General features: G+C 56.2%; 15 protein-coding genes. 5 read left to right on the forward strand and 10 right to left on the reverse strand.

All coding sequences use genetic code 11. The features are described 5' to 3' along the window. Position 1: 1 nt before the first annotated feature. The 4 genes from AC1QQ2_RS00710 to AC1QQ2_RS00725 all read right to left on the reverse strand — a co-directional run bounded on the left by AC1QQ2_RS00710 (position 2) and on the right by AC1QQ2_RS00725 (position 4,303). Positions 2-1,174, reverse strand: coding sequence for an APC family permease (locus AC1QQ2_RS00710; RefSeq protein WP_479711700.1), 1,173 nt, complete (start codon positions 1,172-1,174; stop codon positions 2-4). 18 nt (positions 1,175-1,192) lie between these two features. Continuing rightward, a complete protein-coding gene (gene phaR, locus AC1QQ2_RS00715; RefSeq protein WP_479711701.1) occupies positions 1,193-1,744 on the reverse strand; it encodes a polyhydroxyalkanoate synthesis repressor PhaR in 552 nt (183 codons plus the stop codon). Positions 1,745-1,889: 145 nt separating this feature from the next. Beyond that, a complete protein-coding gene (locus tag AC1QQ2_RS00720) occupies positions 1,890-2,333 on the reverse strand; it encodes a phasin family protein (protein ID WP_479711702.1) in 444 nt (147 codons plus the stop codon). A gap of 158 nt (positions 2,334-2,491) precedes the next feature. Then, a complete protein-coding gene (locus AC1QQ2_RS00725; RefSeq protein WP_479711703.1) occupies positions 2,492-4,303 on the reverse strand; it encodes a PHA/PHB synthase family protein in 1,812 nt (603 codons plus the stop codon). A gap of 104 nt (positions 4,304-4,407) precedes the next feature. On the opposite strand from AC1QQ2_RS00725, the gene phaZ reads away from it, so the two are divergent. Then, positions 4,408-5,679 carry a polyhydroxyalkanoate depolymerase gene (gene phaZ / locus AC1QQ2_RS00730; protein ID WP_249945500.1) on the forward strand — a complete coding sequence of 424 codons (1,272 nt, stop codon included), beginning with the start codon at positions 4,408-4,410 and terminating at the stop codon, positions 5,677-5,679. A 96-nt stretch (positions 5,680-5,775) separates the two neighbouring features. On the opposite strand, the gene AC1QQ2_RS00735 is transcribed toward phaZ, so the two are convergent. Then, positions 5,776-6,483 carry an alpha/beta fold hydrolase gene (locus AC1QQ2_RS00735; protein ID WP_479711704.1) on the reverse strand — a complete coding sequence of 236 codons (708 nt, stop codon included), beginning with the start codon at positions 6,481-6,483 and terminating at the stop codon, positions 5,776-5,778. Positions 6,484-6,607: 124 nt separating this feature from the next. Further along, the gene (locus tag AC1QQ2_RS00740; protein WP_479711705.1) at positions 6,608-7,351 is read right to left on the reverse strand and encodes an alpha/beta hydrolase; all 744 of its coding nucleotides are present in this window, start codon (positions 7,349-7,351) and stop codon (positions 6,608-6,610) included. A gap of 159 nt (positions 7,352-7,510) precedes the next feature. Here AC1QQ2_RS00740 and thrS point away from each other — a divergent pair, with 159 nt between their 5' ends. Continuing rightward, positions 7,511-9,457: a threonine--tRNA ligase gene (gene thrS / locus AC1QQ2_RS00745; protein ID WP_479711706.1), complete on the forward strand. Its 1,947-nt coding sequence runs from the start codon at positions 7,511-7,513 to the stop codon at positions 9,455-9,457. Positions 9,458-9,489: 32 nt separating this feature from the next. Here the strand turns inward: thrS and AC1QQ2_RS00750 are convergent, their stop codons facing one another. Together AC1QQ2_RS00750 and AC1QQ2_RS00755 are read right to left on the reverse strand one after the other, a co-directional pair. Beyond that, positions 9,490-9,858, reverse strand: coding sequence for a hypothetical protein (locus tag AC1QQ2_RS00750; protein ID WP_438987501.1), 369 nt, complete (start codon positions 9,856-9,858; stop codon positions 9,490-9,492). 59 nt (positions 9,859-9,917) lie between these two features. Continuing rightward, positions 9,918-10,244: an arsenate reductase family protein gene (locus AC1QQ2_RS00755; protein ID WP_479711707.1), complete on the reverse strand. Its 327-nt coding sequence runs from the start codon at positions 10,242-10,244 to the stop codon at positions 9,918-9,920. A gap of 176 nt (positions 10,245-10,420) precedes the next feature. Between AC1QQ2_RS00755 and AC1QQ2_RS00760 the strand changes: the two genes are divergently transcribed. After that, a complete protein-coding gene (locus tag AC1QQ2_RS00760) occupies positions 10,421-10,630 on the forward strand; it encodes a cold-shock protein (protein WP_067545895.1) in 210 nt (69 codons plus the stop codon). Positions 10,631-10,636: 6 nt separating this feature from the next. Here AC1QQ2_RS00760 and AC1QQ2_RS00765 read toward each other — a convergent pair whose 3' ends face one another. Both AC1QQ2_RS00765 and thyX read right to left on the reverse strand, forming a co-directional pair. Next, positions 10,637-11,134, reverse strand: coding sequence for a BLUF domain-containing protein (locus AC1QQ2_RS00765; protein ID WP_479711708.1), 498 nt, complete (start codon positions 11,132-11,134; stop codon positions 10,637-10,639). 219 nt (positions 11,135-11,353) lie between these two features. Continuing rightward, positions 11,354-12,262: an FAD-dependent thymidylate synthase gene (gene thyX, locus AC1QQ2_RS00770; RefSeq protein ID WP_479711709.1), complete on the reverse strand. Its 909-nt coding sequence runs from the start codon at positions 12,260-12,262 to the stop codon at positions 11,354-11,356. Between the two features lie 185 nt (positions 12,263-12,447). Here thyX and AC1QQ2_RS00775 point away from each other — a divergent pair, with 185 nt between their 5' ends. Both AC1QQ2_RS00775 and AC1QQ2_RS00780 read left to right on the forward strand, forming a co-directional pair. Then, positions 12,448-13,422 carry a hypothetical protein gene (locus AC1QQ2_RS00775; protein WP_479711710.1) on the forward strand — a complete coding sequence of 325 codons (975 nt, stop codon included), beginning with the start codon at positions 12,448-12,450 and terminating at the stop codon, positions 13,420-13,422. Beyond that, positions 13,406-14,794 (forward strand): hypothetical protein, encoded by a 1,389-nt coding sequence (locus AC1QQ2_RS00780; protein ID WP_479711711.1) that lies wholly within the window; start codon positions 13,406-13,408, stop codon positions 14,792-14,794. Before AC1QQ2_RS00775 ends, AC1QQ2_RS00780 begins: the two co-directional genes overlap by 17 nt. The last annotated feature ends 15 nt before the right edge of the window (positions 14,795-14,809 follow it).

The raw sequence follows: 14,809 nt of genomic DNA on the forward strand, positions 1-14,809 counted from the left end.
ATTAGCCTTCGACCGATCGACCAAAGATCGCGATGCCCGCGCCCAAAACCGCCAGCGTCCAATAGATCGGTCGCCCTCGTTGGGCGGCGATGGCAGCTTGGACGGCGTAATAGGCGGCAAAGGCACGGCTGGCGTAGGCGATGATGGCAAAGACATCTGCACCCCACGTCAGCGCCAATCCCACGGCGACCAGCACCGCATAGGATTGCCCCGTACCGAGCCGCCCTTTGGTCAGTTCCGTCACCAATCCGCCCGATCCGCCTGTATCCGCCACAGCCGCGCTGAACTGGGCCGACAGGGCCGCGACGATCAAAAGTGGCGGCAAAACGGGCGCAACGATGGCCATCATGTCGATCACTGCCGTTTCAGACAAAGGCACATGGCCTGCGGGGAAGAGATACACCAAAAGGCATATGTAAATCATATAGATAGCGGCAGAAATCAGCTGCGCCCACCGCATCGATCGCACCCGCATTTCGGCGGAATACGTATCACCGAGGTAACGCGAGGTTTCGAAACCTTGGACCGTAACGATCAGGCCAAAGGCCAATGTAACAGCGCCCCAGCCAGACACCGTGACGGGGTTTATGACCAAACCGCCCGCACTCGCTTGGTCCGGGAAATGCACAGCCAAACCTGCGAGCAGGCCCGCGATGATCGCAAGTTTGAGGGTGACGGAGGCTTGCTCCATCCGTTCCATGGCGTGAAATCCGTAGACCCAGCCGACCAAGAGGATGACCGCATAGGTCACAGTCGTGATGATCCGTGCGGGCATGGCGCCGTCCCACGGGGTCAGGGTCGCGGCGAAGGCGCCAAAGAGGTTCAGGTAATAGGCAACCGAGATGAAATAGGCCCCAGCCAGCAGCCAAGAAGCCACGGTTTCGAGCCGCGCAATGCCACGGCCACGGTCAGGGTTTGCGTCGATGTCGTGGATGTTCGCGCGGATCGCACCGCCAAAGGCATAGGCCACAGCGCAGAGGCCCAGCATCACAACGGGGGCAAAAGCGCCGAAACTGTCGTCAAGAACAGGACCGAGGACCAGAAACCCGCTACCGATGATAGAGGCCAGTGGCGTGACCGTGGCCCGCCACCCTGTTGCGCGTCTGAGCTTTGGGTAAAACAAAACCGCCCCCGCGAGGACCGTCACAATTAAAATCGTGAGATCGGTCAGCACAGAGGCGGCTTTCGTTGATTACTTGCCAATTTTGGACAGTTTGTCCTGAAGCTCGGCAAGTTGTTTTTTGATCGTATCGAGGTCGTCGCCGCCTTTGGGCTCTTCCTCTTTTTCGGGGCCAGATGATCCGACCAGACCACCTGTCATCGCCTTAAAGAATGCAGCTTGCTGCGCCTGCATCGCCTCTAGCCCCGGAATAGAAGGCATGGCGGGCTGCGATTTGGTCATCTTTTCCATCATCGACGACTGGCTCTGACGGAGCATCTCGAACGACGCAGCGAGGAACTGTGGCACCACAGAGGTCGCTTGGGTCGTGTAGCTGCGCACCAGATCTGTGAGCACATCCACCGGAAGCACGCTTTCCCCGCGGCTTTCATGTTCTGCAATGATCTGAAGGAGATACTGACGAGTCAGATCATCCCCAGACTTCAGATCTACAATCTGAACTTCACGGCCTTCACGAATGAACAGCGCGATATCCTCAAGCGTCACGTAGTCGCTTGTTTCAGTATTGTAGAGGCGGCGGCTTGCGTACCGTTTGATGAGCAGTGGTTTGTTTGTTTCGGCCACGGGTCCCTCCCCGAACGTTTGCGGCAATGCAGCGAGCCTATGCTGCATCTGATTAAAAAGAAAGAATAAAGAAAGGGCGAGCTGTTTTCACAGCTCGCCCATCATTTCCGACCTAAAGGGAGGAGGATCAGGTCGGTAAGTCGAATTACTTCGCAGCAGCTTTTTTAGCAGCAGCCGTAACTTCGGTGGTTGCTTTTTTAGCAGCAGCGGTCAGGTCTTCCTGAGCGGTTTTGCCAGCAGCCATCATCAGTTCCAGAGTGTCTGTCTGAACTTTTTTCGCGATTTCAGCGAAAGCAGCCATGTGCTCTGCAGCAGCTTCAGCAGCGGTCGAAGCGAAATCGGTAACCGATTTTGCGTAGTCAGCAGGCTCTGCTTTAACGGTCGACAGCTCGGTCAGTTTTGCCAGAGTGTCTTGAGCCCATTTTGCCGACAGTTCGGTCGATTTCTGAGCAGCGTCGATCGCAACAGCCGACATTTTTTCAGCCAGAGTGGTTTGCGATTTGTAAGCGTCTTCCATCGATTTGGTGTCGATCGGGAATGCGCCCATCATGTCTTTGAATACAGCGGTGAAGTCAGTAGAAGCAGTCATCGGTAATACCTTTCATGGTACATGCGGCGCTTGCCGCTGGTCATTTGTCTTACCAACAATATGCATGCTGCACCGCAGCATTTCAAGTTTTTTCTGCATTGCAGCATGTGAAATTTCTGCGACACAGCAAAATCAGTAGGTTAGACCCCACCAGAGGGTTATTCCCCCTCTGGTGGTACTGCCGCTACGTAAGTTCCAGGGGCCGAACAGAGCACTGGATGGGTCGAATCACCCGGCGTTCTGGCGGGAACCATCTCGCCTGACCGTTCAGCGAGCCACGCGCCCCACCGTGGCCACCACGACCCGTCATTGCGCACAGCGCCCGATTTCCACTCTTCCGCGGAACCAGACATGTCGGGATTGGTGTAGTGCCCATATTTGCCCTTGGACGGAGGGTTTACGATGCCCGCGATGTGACCGCTCTCTGACAAGATAAAGGTCTTATCCTTCGATCCCATCTGCTGCACACCAGCATATGACGCATGCCACGCAGCGATGTGGTCGGTTTCACAGGCAATGGCACAGAGCGGGACATCCACCTCATTGATCTTCAGCACGTCGCCAGCGAGTTCAAACCCGCCATCCGCGAATTTGTTCTTTTGACAGAGGCCACGCAAGTATTCGACGGCCATCTTTGCGGGCAAGTTCGTGCCGTCCCCGTTCCAATACAGCAGATCAAAGGCTGGTGGGGTTTCACCCATCATGTAGCTCTTGATCGCGGGCTGATAGATCAGGTCACGCGAGCGCAGGTAGCTAAAGGTGCGCGCCATATAGAAGGACTCGAGCACGCCCGTGCGGTTCACCTCGGCCTCAATCCCGTCAACAAAGTCGTCGGTGAGGAAGACGCTAAACTCACCCTGATCCGAGAAATCCGTCAGCGTGGTAAAGAAGGTCGCGGAGCTGACAGAGGTATCCCCCTGCTGTTTCATCCGCGAAAGCGTCAGCGACAATGTGGTGCCCGCGATGCAATAGCCCACCGCATTGATCGACTCGGTACCGCAGATGGATTTCACCTCACGCATCGCGGTGCGGTAGCCATCCTCGATATAGTCGTTCAGCCCCGTATCGCGCATCGCAGGACCAGGGTTGACCCAAGAGACGATGAACAGCGTGTAGCCTTGATCCACGATCCATTTCACAAGGCTGTTCTTTTCCTTGAGGTCGAGGATGTAGAATTTGTTGATCCACGGCGGAAACAGAACAATCGGAATATCACGCACCTGATCGGTCGTCGGCGTGTATTGGATCAGTTCGAACATATGGTTGCGGAATACAACCTCGCCTTTGCTGGTCCCAATATTTTCGCCCAGTTTAAAGGCAGACCCATCCGCGAGCGACACAACCAGTTCACCGTCATGCGCCTCTAAGTCACGCACGAGGTTTTCCAGCCCGTCGATCAGGCTCTGCCCTTCGGTTTCGATCGCGCGTTCCAGTGCGTCGGGGTTGGTGGGCAGGAAATTGGTCGGACACATCATGTCGACGACCTGCGCGCCGAAATACTTCAGACGTTTACGTTCAAGGTCAGAAATCCCCTCGATCTCTTCGACGCCTTTAGCCAGAGCCTCAGCGTTGATCAGGTATTGCTGCTTGACCATATTGAAATAGGGGTTCGTCTTCCACATCGGGTTACTGAACCGACGATCATCGGGCGTGTGATCCTCTGGCGCTTCTAACGTGCCCTTTGCCAAGGCCGCCTGAGCCTCTGCAAAATGGGTCAGCGTTTTGCCCCAATACGCGATCTGTTGCTCAAACAGCTTTGCTGGATTCGCGGCAGCCTCGGTCCAATAGGCCATCGCCGCTTTCATATAGAGCTCTTGCGACGGACCTTGTAATGCTTCTGGCACATGACGTTTATGGGCGAAAGCGGCCATAACGCGCTGCGTCAAAGCCTCAATTCGCGCCATGTTTTGTTCGAGTTTCGCGAGCTGCGGATGCCCTGCGGCATCTTCGACCAAATCATTAGTTGTCATATGTGCGTCCTCCCCTTAACCTTCGCACATGCAGCATCGCCCTGTCTGCAGAGTTTGGGGACGTTGCATTGGCTGCATCGTTCCGCGAACAGGAGACGTTACAAGTGAAGTATATGTACACTTACGACCTTATGGAAAGCGTTCGTAACACTAATCAGTGGTTAGGTGCGACAGCGCGTGCATTTGCCGCGTATCCAGCATTGGCCGCGACCTCCAATCCAATGGTCGAATGGCTCGGTGCTTGGGGCGAAGTGACTGAACGGACCTTCTCTCGCATGGTTGCGAAACCTGACTGGGGTATTCCTTCGGTTCAAACGGGCGACGGCAAAGACCACATCGTTCAGGTGCAAAAGGTCATCGAACGTCCCTTTGGCGATCTCGTGCACTTTAAGGTCGCAGGCCGCAAGCCGATGAAACGCCGTGTGCTGCTCGTGGCACCGATGTCCGGCCACTATGCGACCCTCCTGCGCAAAACCGTGATGAGCCTCCTGCCCGATTGCGAGGTTTACACCACCGATTGGCACAACGCCCGCGACATTCCTGTCAGCGAAGGGAAATTCGACGTTGAGGATTACACCCTCTACCTCGTTGATTTCATGAAACACTTGGGCAGCGACATTAACGTGATCGCCGTCTGCCAGCCTGTTCCCCTGACCTTGGCCGCGACCGCCTATTTGGCAGAGCTTGACCCTAAGGCGCAGCCAAAGACCCTCACCCTGATCGGTGGTCCCGTTGATCCCAGCGCCGCCCCGACCGAAGTGACCGATTTTGGCCATTCGGTCACGATGGGCCAGTTGGAACAGACGATGATCCAGCGCGTTGGCTTTAAATACGCGGGCGTAGGCCGCAAGGTCTATCCGGGCCTTCTGCAGTTGGCCTCCTTCATCTCGATGAACGGTCAAACCCATGCCGAAGCATTCCAGAACCAGATTTTCCGCGCCGCCAAAGGCGAGTCTTCGGACCACGACAAACACAACGTGTTCTACGACGAATACCTCGCCGTGATGGATATGACGGCAGAGTTCTATCTGTCGACCGTTGAGCGCGTGTTCAAAAACCGCGATATCGCTCGCAACGCGTTCACCGTGAACGGCCATAAGGTCGACATCTCTAAGATCACGACCGTTGCTGTGAAAACTGTCGAAGGCGAAGAGGACGACATCTCGGCACCCGGTCAGTGCAAAGCCGCGTTGGACCTCCTGACCAACCTGCCGGACGAGAAAAAAGCATGGCACGTTGAACCGGGTGCAGGTCACTACGGTATCTTTGCTGGCGGCAGCTGGCGCAACAACATCCGCCCGCTCGTGCTCGACTTTATCGACGCGAATGCTGGAACGGCGCCCGCGAAACCCAAGGTCGTCGCGGTTAACGGCTAAACGAACAAAGGGGCCTCAGGGCCCCTTTTTGCTGCCTTTGTGCTGTAAATATCCCGGGTGAATTGGCCGCAGGCCAAGAGGGCAGCGCCCTCCCCCTTACTGCAGAACCAAGGGCTGCTTCATCCACGACCGCAGGGTTTCCCCAAAGGCGGCAGGGGCCTCTAGGCTCGGCAAATGCCCTACACCTGGCAGCACAGCCAGTTGCGCGTAGGGGATCAGTTGCGCCATAAATTCGTGGCGTTTGACGGGAAAAACGGTGTCCTCAGCCCCACAAATCAAAAGCGCAGGCTGTTTAATGCGACGCAGGGTGCTTTGTTGGTCGCGGCGGCGCTGCATGGCGCGGCATTGGCGGACATAGGTCTCGGCTCCGCCCGCCTTACCCATGGTTTGCAGTTTGCCCCAAACGTCCTTGCGATGGGCGGCACCGATGGCGTCCATCGGAACCTCTTTGGCTAAGATGTCGTCAAACCGCCCTGCCCGCGCGCCCACAATCCGAAGTTCCCTTTCGGCGGAATCCTGTGGCGTTTCAGGCAATGGCGAGGTTGAGATCAGCGCAACCCGCGTGACCCTCTCAGGTGCGCGGCGCAAAATCTCCATCGCGACCATGCCGCCAAATCCATGCCCCGCGAGGGCAAATTTCTGAGGCAAACCGGGCAAGAGGTTCGATGCGATTTCGTCAATCCGCTCGCCTTGGCAGGTCGGCGCGACCATCACGGGGCGTTCGCGACCCAAGGCGGTCAACTGCGGTAAAAACAGTCTGATATCCGACAAAATGCCGGGTAAAAGAACCATTGGTTCGGTCATTGGTGTCCTGCCCCCGCGTCATCCGCGGAATTGCCTGCGTCAGTCTTTCGCGGATGTTTTCACCCGTCTTAACCGCATCATGGCGCAACTCTCCTTTTGAGGGAAGAGGGCAAAGGATCACAATTTAGCCGATACGTTCCAAAATATCACAAACCGACTTTTTGATCAGCGCCAGACAGGCCGGATCAGAGAACCGATGGTCCGCGCCTTTGACGACGGTCAGTTGGATATCGTCGCCCTGCGCATGGGCAAAAAGGCGTTCCGCGACGTCCTGCGTGACCACATCATCCGCGCTGCCTTGCAGAATGCGCGCCGGAAATGGAAAGGTCAGCGGGCTACGCAGGATCAGGCGGGTGCGGCCATCCTCAATCAGACGACGGGTGATGACATAGGGCTCAACATATTCGTTCGGGATTTCGATGCGGCCCACGGTCATGATGGTTTCGCGCTCTTCGTCAGTGAACCCCGCCCAATAGCCGTCCTCGGTAAAGTCGGGCGCACCTGCGATAGTGACGAGCCCCGCGACCTTATCCGCGCGTTCGCGGGACAATAGCAGCGACACCCAACCGCCCATAGAGGATCCGACCAAGACGACCTCACCGTCGATCATGTCGATCGCGGCGCTGGCGTCTTCGAACCAATCACCGATGCAGCCGTCCTCAAAATCGCCATCGCTGATGCCGTGGCCAGAATAGTCGAACCGCAAGAACCCCTGCCCCGATGCCTTGGCCCATTCTTCGAGAGCGAGCGCTTTGGTTCCTTCCATGTCGGACTTTAGACCACCGCAAAACACGACATAGGGCGCGCGACCTTTGGTGAGGTTATAGGCGATGCGGCGGCCCTCTGGGGTGGTCAGATACTCGGTCATAGCGGTTCTCTCTTTGATTTTTTCGCCACATTTGCCCCGATGACCCAGAATGGCAAGCCTGCGGGCTTGACGTGTCATCAATCGAGGATCAAAACGCGGCTCGAACCATATACCCGCAACCGGGCGTTCCGTGGGCGCCAAACTGACGAGGAGACGGCTATGAGCCAGATTTCCCTTACCTTCCCCGATGGCAATTCGCGTTCTTATGATGCAGGCGTAACCCCTGCTGAAGTCGCGGCATCTATTGCCCCTTCGCTGGCCAAAAAAGCCATTTCTGCCAACGTGAACGGTGCCCATTGGGACCTTCAGTGGCCGATCAACGAGGACGCAACGGTTGCGATCAACACCATGCAGGATGATGAACCTGCGCTGGAACTGATCCGCCACGACCTCGCTCACATCATGGCCCGCGCTGTTCAGGCGATTTGGCCAGACGTCAAAGTGACCATCGGCCCCGTTCGCGATTACGGCTGGTTCTATGACTTTGACCGCGAAGAGCCGTTTACCCCCGAAGACCTCGGCGAAATCGAAGCGAAGATGAAAGAGATCATCAACGCACGCGAGGAGGTAAAGACCGAAGTGTGGGACCGCGCCCGCGCGATCAAACATTACGAGGACACCAACGAACCTTATAAGGTCGAACTGGTGAACCGCATCCCCGAAGGCCAAGACCTGCGGATGTATTGGCACGGCGACTGGCAGGACCTCTGCCGCGGTCCGCACCTGCAGAACACCGGTCAGGTTCCCGCTGATGCGTTCAAACTGACCCACGTGGCGGGTGCATATTGGCTCGGCGATAGCTCGCGTCCAATGTTGCAGCGTATCTACGGTATCGCGTTCAAAAACCGCAACGACCTCAAGGCGCACCTCAACATGCTTGAGGAAGCGGCAAAGCGGGATCACCGCAAGCTCGGTAAAGAAATGGACCTCTACCACATGCAGGAAGAGGCACCAGGTCAGGTGTTCTGGCACCCGAACGGCTGGACCATTTACACCACGCTGCAGGACTACATGCGTCGCCAGCAGCGCCGTGATGGATACGTCGAGGTGAACACCCCGCAGGTCGTGAACCGCAAACTGTGGGAAGCCTCGGGTCACTGGGAAAACTACCAAGAAAACATGTTCATCGTTGAAGTTGACGAAGATCATGCCCGTGAAAAAACCGTCAACGCGCTGAAGCCGATGAACTGTCCTTGCCACGTTCAGGTGTTCAACCACGGTCTGAAATCCTACCGTGACCTGCCGCTGCGCATGGCTGAATTTGGGTCGTGCAACCGTTATGAACCCTCGGGCGCTCTGCACGGGATCATGCGTGTGCGTGGCTTTACCCAAGACGACGCGCACATCTTCTGCACCGACGACCAGATCGAAGCCGAAACGAAGAAATTCATCGACTTCCTCGCTGGGATTTACGCGGACCTAGGCTTCCACAATTGGAAGATCAAACTCTCTACCCGTCCTGAAAAACGTGTTGGTTCGGATGAGAGCTGGGATCGTGTAGAGGCCGCACTGGGTGATGCGTGTAAGGCTGCGGGCTACAACTACGAAATCCAAGAAGGCGAAGGCGCATTCTATGGTCCGAAGTTGGAATTCGTCCTGACCGACGCGATTGGTCGTGATTGGCAGTGCGGCACCCTGCAGGTTGACCCGAACCTGCCAGAGCGTCTGGATGCGGTTTACGTTGGCACTGACGGCGACAAACATCGCCCCGTCATGCTGCACCGCGCGGTTCTGGGATCGTTCGAACGCTTCATCGGTATTCTGATCGAAGAGCACGCAGGCAAACTTCCGTTCTGGCTCGCGCCACGTCAGGTGGTTGTGGCGTCGATCGTGTCGGATGCGGACGGTTACGTGGCTGAGGTCGTTGAGGCGCTGCAGGCACGCGGCATCCGCGCTGAGGCCGACATCCGCAACGAAAAGATCAACTACAAGGTCCGTGAACACAGCCTTGGCAAGGTGCCTGTCATCCTCGCCATCGGCGCACGTGAGGTCGAGGAACGCACCGTTTCCGCCCGCCGTCTGGGTGAAAACAAGACCGAGACCATCGCTCTTGACCAGATCATCGCTGATCTCGCCGTCGAGGCGACACCGCCCGATCTGCGGTAATCAAAACATTCTAAGAATTTGAAAAGGCGCGCTTAAAAGTGCGCCTTTTCTTCGTCTGGCTTACCCGCCGCAATCGCGAGGATCCCGCCGACGCCTGCCATGCCGATTGGGAACATGGTGGCAAAGTTAAAGCCGAACGCGGCATACATCATCACCGCCGACACCAGCAAAAGCCCACCACCCCAGAGCGCACGGTATTTCGCCATACCAGCCCCCGTGATCGCGAGGATCGGGCCGAGGAAGCTCGCCGCTTTGATAAATGCGGGGTTGGTCACGACGCCAAAAATTTCTCCGACTTCGGAGTGGGTTTCCGTGAGGGACACATAGCCAAAGCTGAAAATCCCGATGATCATACCGATCACCCCGCCGAAAATACCCAAGGCTTTGGCTGCGCTACGCATCGCGTGCTCCTGTTTATTGCTGACCCTACATAGGCACGGCACGACCGCGCCACAACACCCTAGGCCAGAACGCTGGCTTTAACGGCGGCAGACCAGCCTTGATACCAGACGCCATCAGAGACGATCACGGGACGCTTAAGGAGCGTCGGATGTTCGGCGAGCAAATCGGCAGGATCACGCGCCTTATCCTCGTCCGACAGTCCGCGCCATGTGGTCGAGGCACGGTTCACCGCCTTTTCCCCAAAGGCCGACAAAATCGCCACGATATCATCGCCAGACAACCCATCCGCGCGCACGTCTTGAACCTGAGGGTCGAGCCCCCCTGCCGTCATTTCTTTGATCGCCTTGCGACAGGTGTCGCAGGACTTCAGGGAATAGACCTTCATTTTGCCTCCTTTTTCGGCATTTCGCGCAAGATGTCGCCTCAATGCAAGGTTGTCATTTGTCTTTTGGAAAATCGTGTTAGGCTTTGAGTCGCAGATCGGTGAGTGTCACAACGTAATGCGCGCTCATCGTGACGGCCACGCCCAAACGGGCAACCGACGACGAAGGAGTTACGACAATGGCTAGCGGTACTGTAAAATGGTTCAACACAACCAAGGGCTATGGCTTTATCGCCCCCGATGGTGGCGGCAAGGATGTGTTTGTCCATGTATCAGCTGTTGAACAAGCCGGCATGACCGGATTGGCAGACAATCAGAAGGTCGAATTCGACCTGATTGAAGGCCGTGATGGACGCCAAATGGCAGGCAACCTCAAGGCAGCAGGCTAACCGGCGTTAGCCCTCGGACCGCTCAGCAATCAGCGGATACCACTGCCCATCCTGACTGAACCCTCGCACCAACCGTTGCGAGGCTTCTTTGGCAGTGCTCACTTTTTCACGTGCCAGCGCCGCATTGACGTTCGAATGAAGCTCTGGATCGTTGAAACTGCGCACGTTTCCAGGTGTTCCCATGCGGAACGTCTTGAACTCGCGTTTGGCGATATCCTCGGTCACGAGCGTGGTGACATCAGTGTGACGTTTATCGGAACGGATATCATCAAAGGTCGACATAACGGCGTCGAGCGGTCCCTCGAGAACCTGCCAGAACTGCCCCTCGTCATAGATCAACATGCCAGTGAGACCTTTGATCTCATTGCGCTTGGATGCCTTGACCAAAATGTGTTCGATCTGCTCGCTTCCCATATCGGGTGCAGCAACGCTTACATAGATCAAACGTATCAATTGTTGGCTGTCTTCCGGCACATCTATCTCCAGCAAATTGGTCTTTGGCATCGGTAACGACCGATGACTGTTTAGCTTTACGCCAAAACAAAGACTTACCCAACGTCAACTTTTACCAAATATTCTTTTGTGACAGGAATGCAAGTCACCGCCAACGATCACATGACACTTTAGCGTGTAGTATATCAGAAAATCTGACAAAAGTAACATATGCAAAAGCCTACCCCGTGAAACAGGGTAGGCTTTGAACTTAAAAAGCAAAAAGTAGCGTCAGTTTTCTAGAACGGTTTGGAACTCGCGCCACTCACCTGCGCTCATGCCACTGTTTTCCTGAGTCACAGACTCGCCTTTAAGCATACGTCGCACACAGTCGAGAGCTTTACCCGAGAGCGTTGCACCACCCATGCGGTAATCCTCGAACGCTTGATACGCGGCAGGTACCCAATCGGCGACGACCTTACAAATTTCGTCCGCATAGACGCGAATTTCGTACTGCGCATGGCTATCCGCCCGCAAACGCAAGAAGTGGAACAGGTTGTGAAGGTCCACCTTCCAATACCACTGGGTGTAGATGTTCGCAGGCAGGTTCATCCGCGCCAATTCACGTGCAAGGCCCTGCTGACCGTCCTGAGAGATCATTTCCTGATAGTGGTCGTAGCAACGTGCCGCATCACCCTTCAGGTATTCGAGAACACGCGCCGCTTCTTCACCCGTCAGAACCTCACCACGGCCTTGGTTGTTGATCACCGACTGGGCTGCCAGAACGTCGGGCTCTGGGATGTAGAATTCACGATCCATGATCGAATAGCGGGCGGAGTATTCGTTCACGTTCGCCGTCCGGTGACGGATCCACTGGCGCGCGACAAAGACAGGAAGTTTGACGTGAAGTTTGATCTCGCACATCTCGAACGGGGTCGAGTGCCAGTGGCGCATCAAATAGCGGATCAGACCTGCGTCGTTCTGAACAGATTTCGTGCCTTTGCCATAGGACACACGCGCCGCCTGACAGATCGCAGCGTCATCGCCCATGTAGTCCACAACCCGAACAAAGCCGTGATCCAGCACGGGTTTGATGGTGTAGAGGTGGCTTTCCATCCCCTCGGAAACAGCCCGCAATGTTTGACGCGGTGTCGCGCGAAGTTCGGCAACCTCGGCCTCTTGTTCGGGGGTAATGGACATTTTGCTCTCCTCGGGGACTGGTGACTCGCGCATCACTATATATGGCAGACGTCAGAGGCAAAACCTCCATATTCCGTGTCAGCAGCGCGACAGGCACAGATTTAACCTAGCCGAATGGTTGACAGAGACTAACCTAAAGTCGATTGTCGCCCTCAATATACAAGAACGATTTTCAGAGTCTGATAATGCAGAAATCCATTTTGACTTTCGCCCTCCTGACCGCCCTCGCGGCCTGCGGCGGAGATGGGACAAACCCGTTTCAGCGAGCGGAGGTGGATACTGGCACAGGCACAGGTGCGGACGAAGAGAGCACCACCGATTTTTCGAAGCTGACCGATGACATGCGCGGGGTGGTTTTTGATCCTGATGCAGGCACGTTGTCCGTTGATCTAACTGGCCTTGACCAAACAAATGGGCAGTATCCATTAGCAGCCTACAATCGGACACCTCAACTTGACGTCGAGGGCTACCTCGCCTTCACCTATCAAGACGACCCTCTAGATCGACACTACACCGCCTTTGTCGCACAAGATTTTGCCAGAACGGTTCAAGGGGCCGTAGCCTCTGATGGTGGTCAATTTAACATCTATATGTCAGGCTCGACGTTCATCGCACTTGAGGCATTTGTGAACCCGACTCCATCTCTAACTGGGTCAGACAATGGCTTGGTTTCCTATGCTGGCCACTATGCGGGTGTCACGAATATGGGTGCCGTCAACGAGCTACTTTTAGAACCGACAATTGAAGTCTACGATGGGATCCCACCTCGTCAGACGTTAACGGTTCACGGTCAGATTTTTCTCAACGTCGACTTTGGGGATAATTTAATTAACGGAATAATCTACCATCGAGAATGGGGCAACACGCCACTGCCGCACTATACTCCGACCTACGACGACGAAGGCTATTTGCCCGATATCGTCCTCACCGTGACCACCATTAACGATATGGGCGAATTCTACGGCGATGCACAAAATCGGGACCAAGCGGGCATCGGCAATTACGGTGGTGTCTTTGGTGGAGCAAACGCTGAAGGCGTCGCGGGTGGCATTTTCGTTGAAAACCACGTTGGGGTCGAGAATGCTGATGAATATGGTGTTTTCGTTCTAACGCAATGCGGATTGACTGGGGCGGACCCCATCTGTGCGACGGTTAATTAACGTCTTTACCACATCAGTTTTCGCTCTCGGGGTTAGCCTAGCGCCGTCCGTCGGGCGGGCCGAAACCGCCGAAATATCCCTCACCCAAGGCCACGTCATGGCACGACAAGCGCTATTGTCGGGCGATTTTGGGTTCGCGATGGACTTGGCGCTCGCGCTTTTGGATGCGGACCCAGACGACGCAGATGCCTTGGCAATCTTGGCGACGGGATTGATACGGGTGGGCGATTACCCATTGGCCCGCAGCACCGCCCGCCGCGCCTATCGACAAGCCGAGGCAGGGTTGCAATCCTACGAGGCCGCCCGCATTGCGGCCCTCGCGGCCAAGCTCGATAATCGGTTCACCCTCTCGCAACTCTGGCTAAGGCGCGCGGCGACCCACGCGGAACTGCCGAACCTCGCCGCGCAAACGGCCCAAGATTACAAACAGGTCGCCGCGCAAAATCCGCTGTGGTTTCGCGTAAATGCATCAGTCAGACGGTCCGACAACGTGAACGGCGGCAGCGATACGGCGCTGAACGTGATTGACGGCGTACCTTGGGTTGGGACCCTCAGTGCAGAGGCGCAGGCGCTCTCTGGTACGGTGGCCTCGGGGCAGATATCTGCGCGCTATCGGATTGACCAATCGTCAGAGCACTTGACCGCTTTGACAGGGCAGTTGCTGTCGCAAAACGTGTTCTTGTCTGACGCGGCCCAAGCCAGTGCACCCGATTTAACCAACGCGGACCTCAGTTCCTATTCCCTGACCGCTGGCATTGAACATCGGCAAAAATGGGACAACCTCACGTCGAACATCAGTGCAGAAGTGGGGCAAGTTTGGTCGGGGGATGCAAAGTCCTATGATTTGGCCCGCTTGGGCGCAGGGCTGAGCTTCGGTCTGCGTGAAAACGCAGCAATTTCCGCGACGCTCCGCCATGAAATGCGGTTCGATCGGACGGGCGGGCGGAACGACGACACGGTCACAACGTTCGGCGCAGGCATCACTGCAATCGCGCAGACGGGCATCGCCCAAGGGCGTTGGAGCGCGGGCGTCAATCATACGATGACCGAAAGCCCAACTACCAACCGCGCCAATACCGCCTCAAGCCTCTACGCGAGTTTTGCCCCGAACATGCAGGGCAAGCCAGTGCAACTACAGGCGTCGGTTGGCCGTGCGGTCACGCTGTATGACGATTACGCCCTGCCGCCAGTGTTTTCGGGCGAACGGCGGGACGAGACGTCCTTTGCCGTGATAGAGGCTGCCTTTCCGAACATGACCTATGCGGGTTTCATGCCCGTGATCAGCCTTCGGTCCGTTCAAACCGATAGCAACATCAGCCGCTTTACCCGATCCGAAACGGGGATCGAGATCGGCTATCGTTCTTCTTTCTAACTGGTCATCGTCGGC

Origin of the sequence: Aestuarium sp. (assembly GCF_023253315.1) — a bacterium.
In the GTDB taxonomy this organism is placed as follows: domain Bacteria; phylum Pseudomonadota; class Alphaproteobacteria; order Rhodobacterales; family Rhodobacteraceae; genus Marivivens; species Marivivens donghaensis.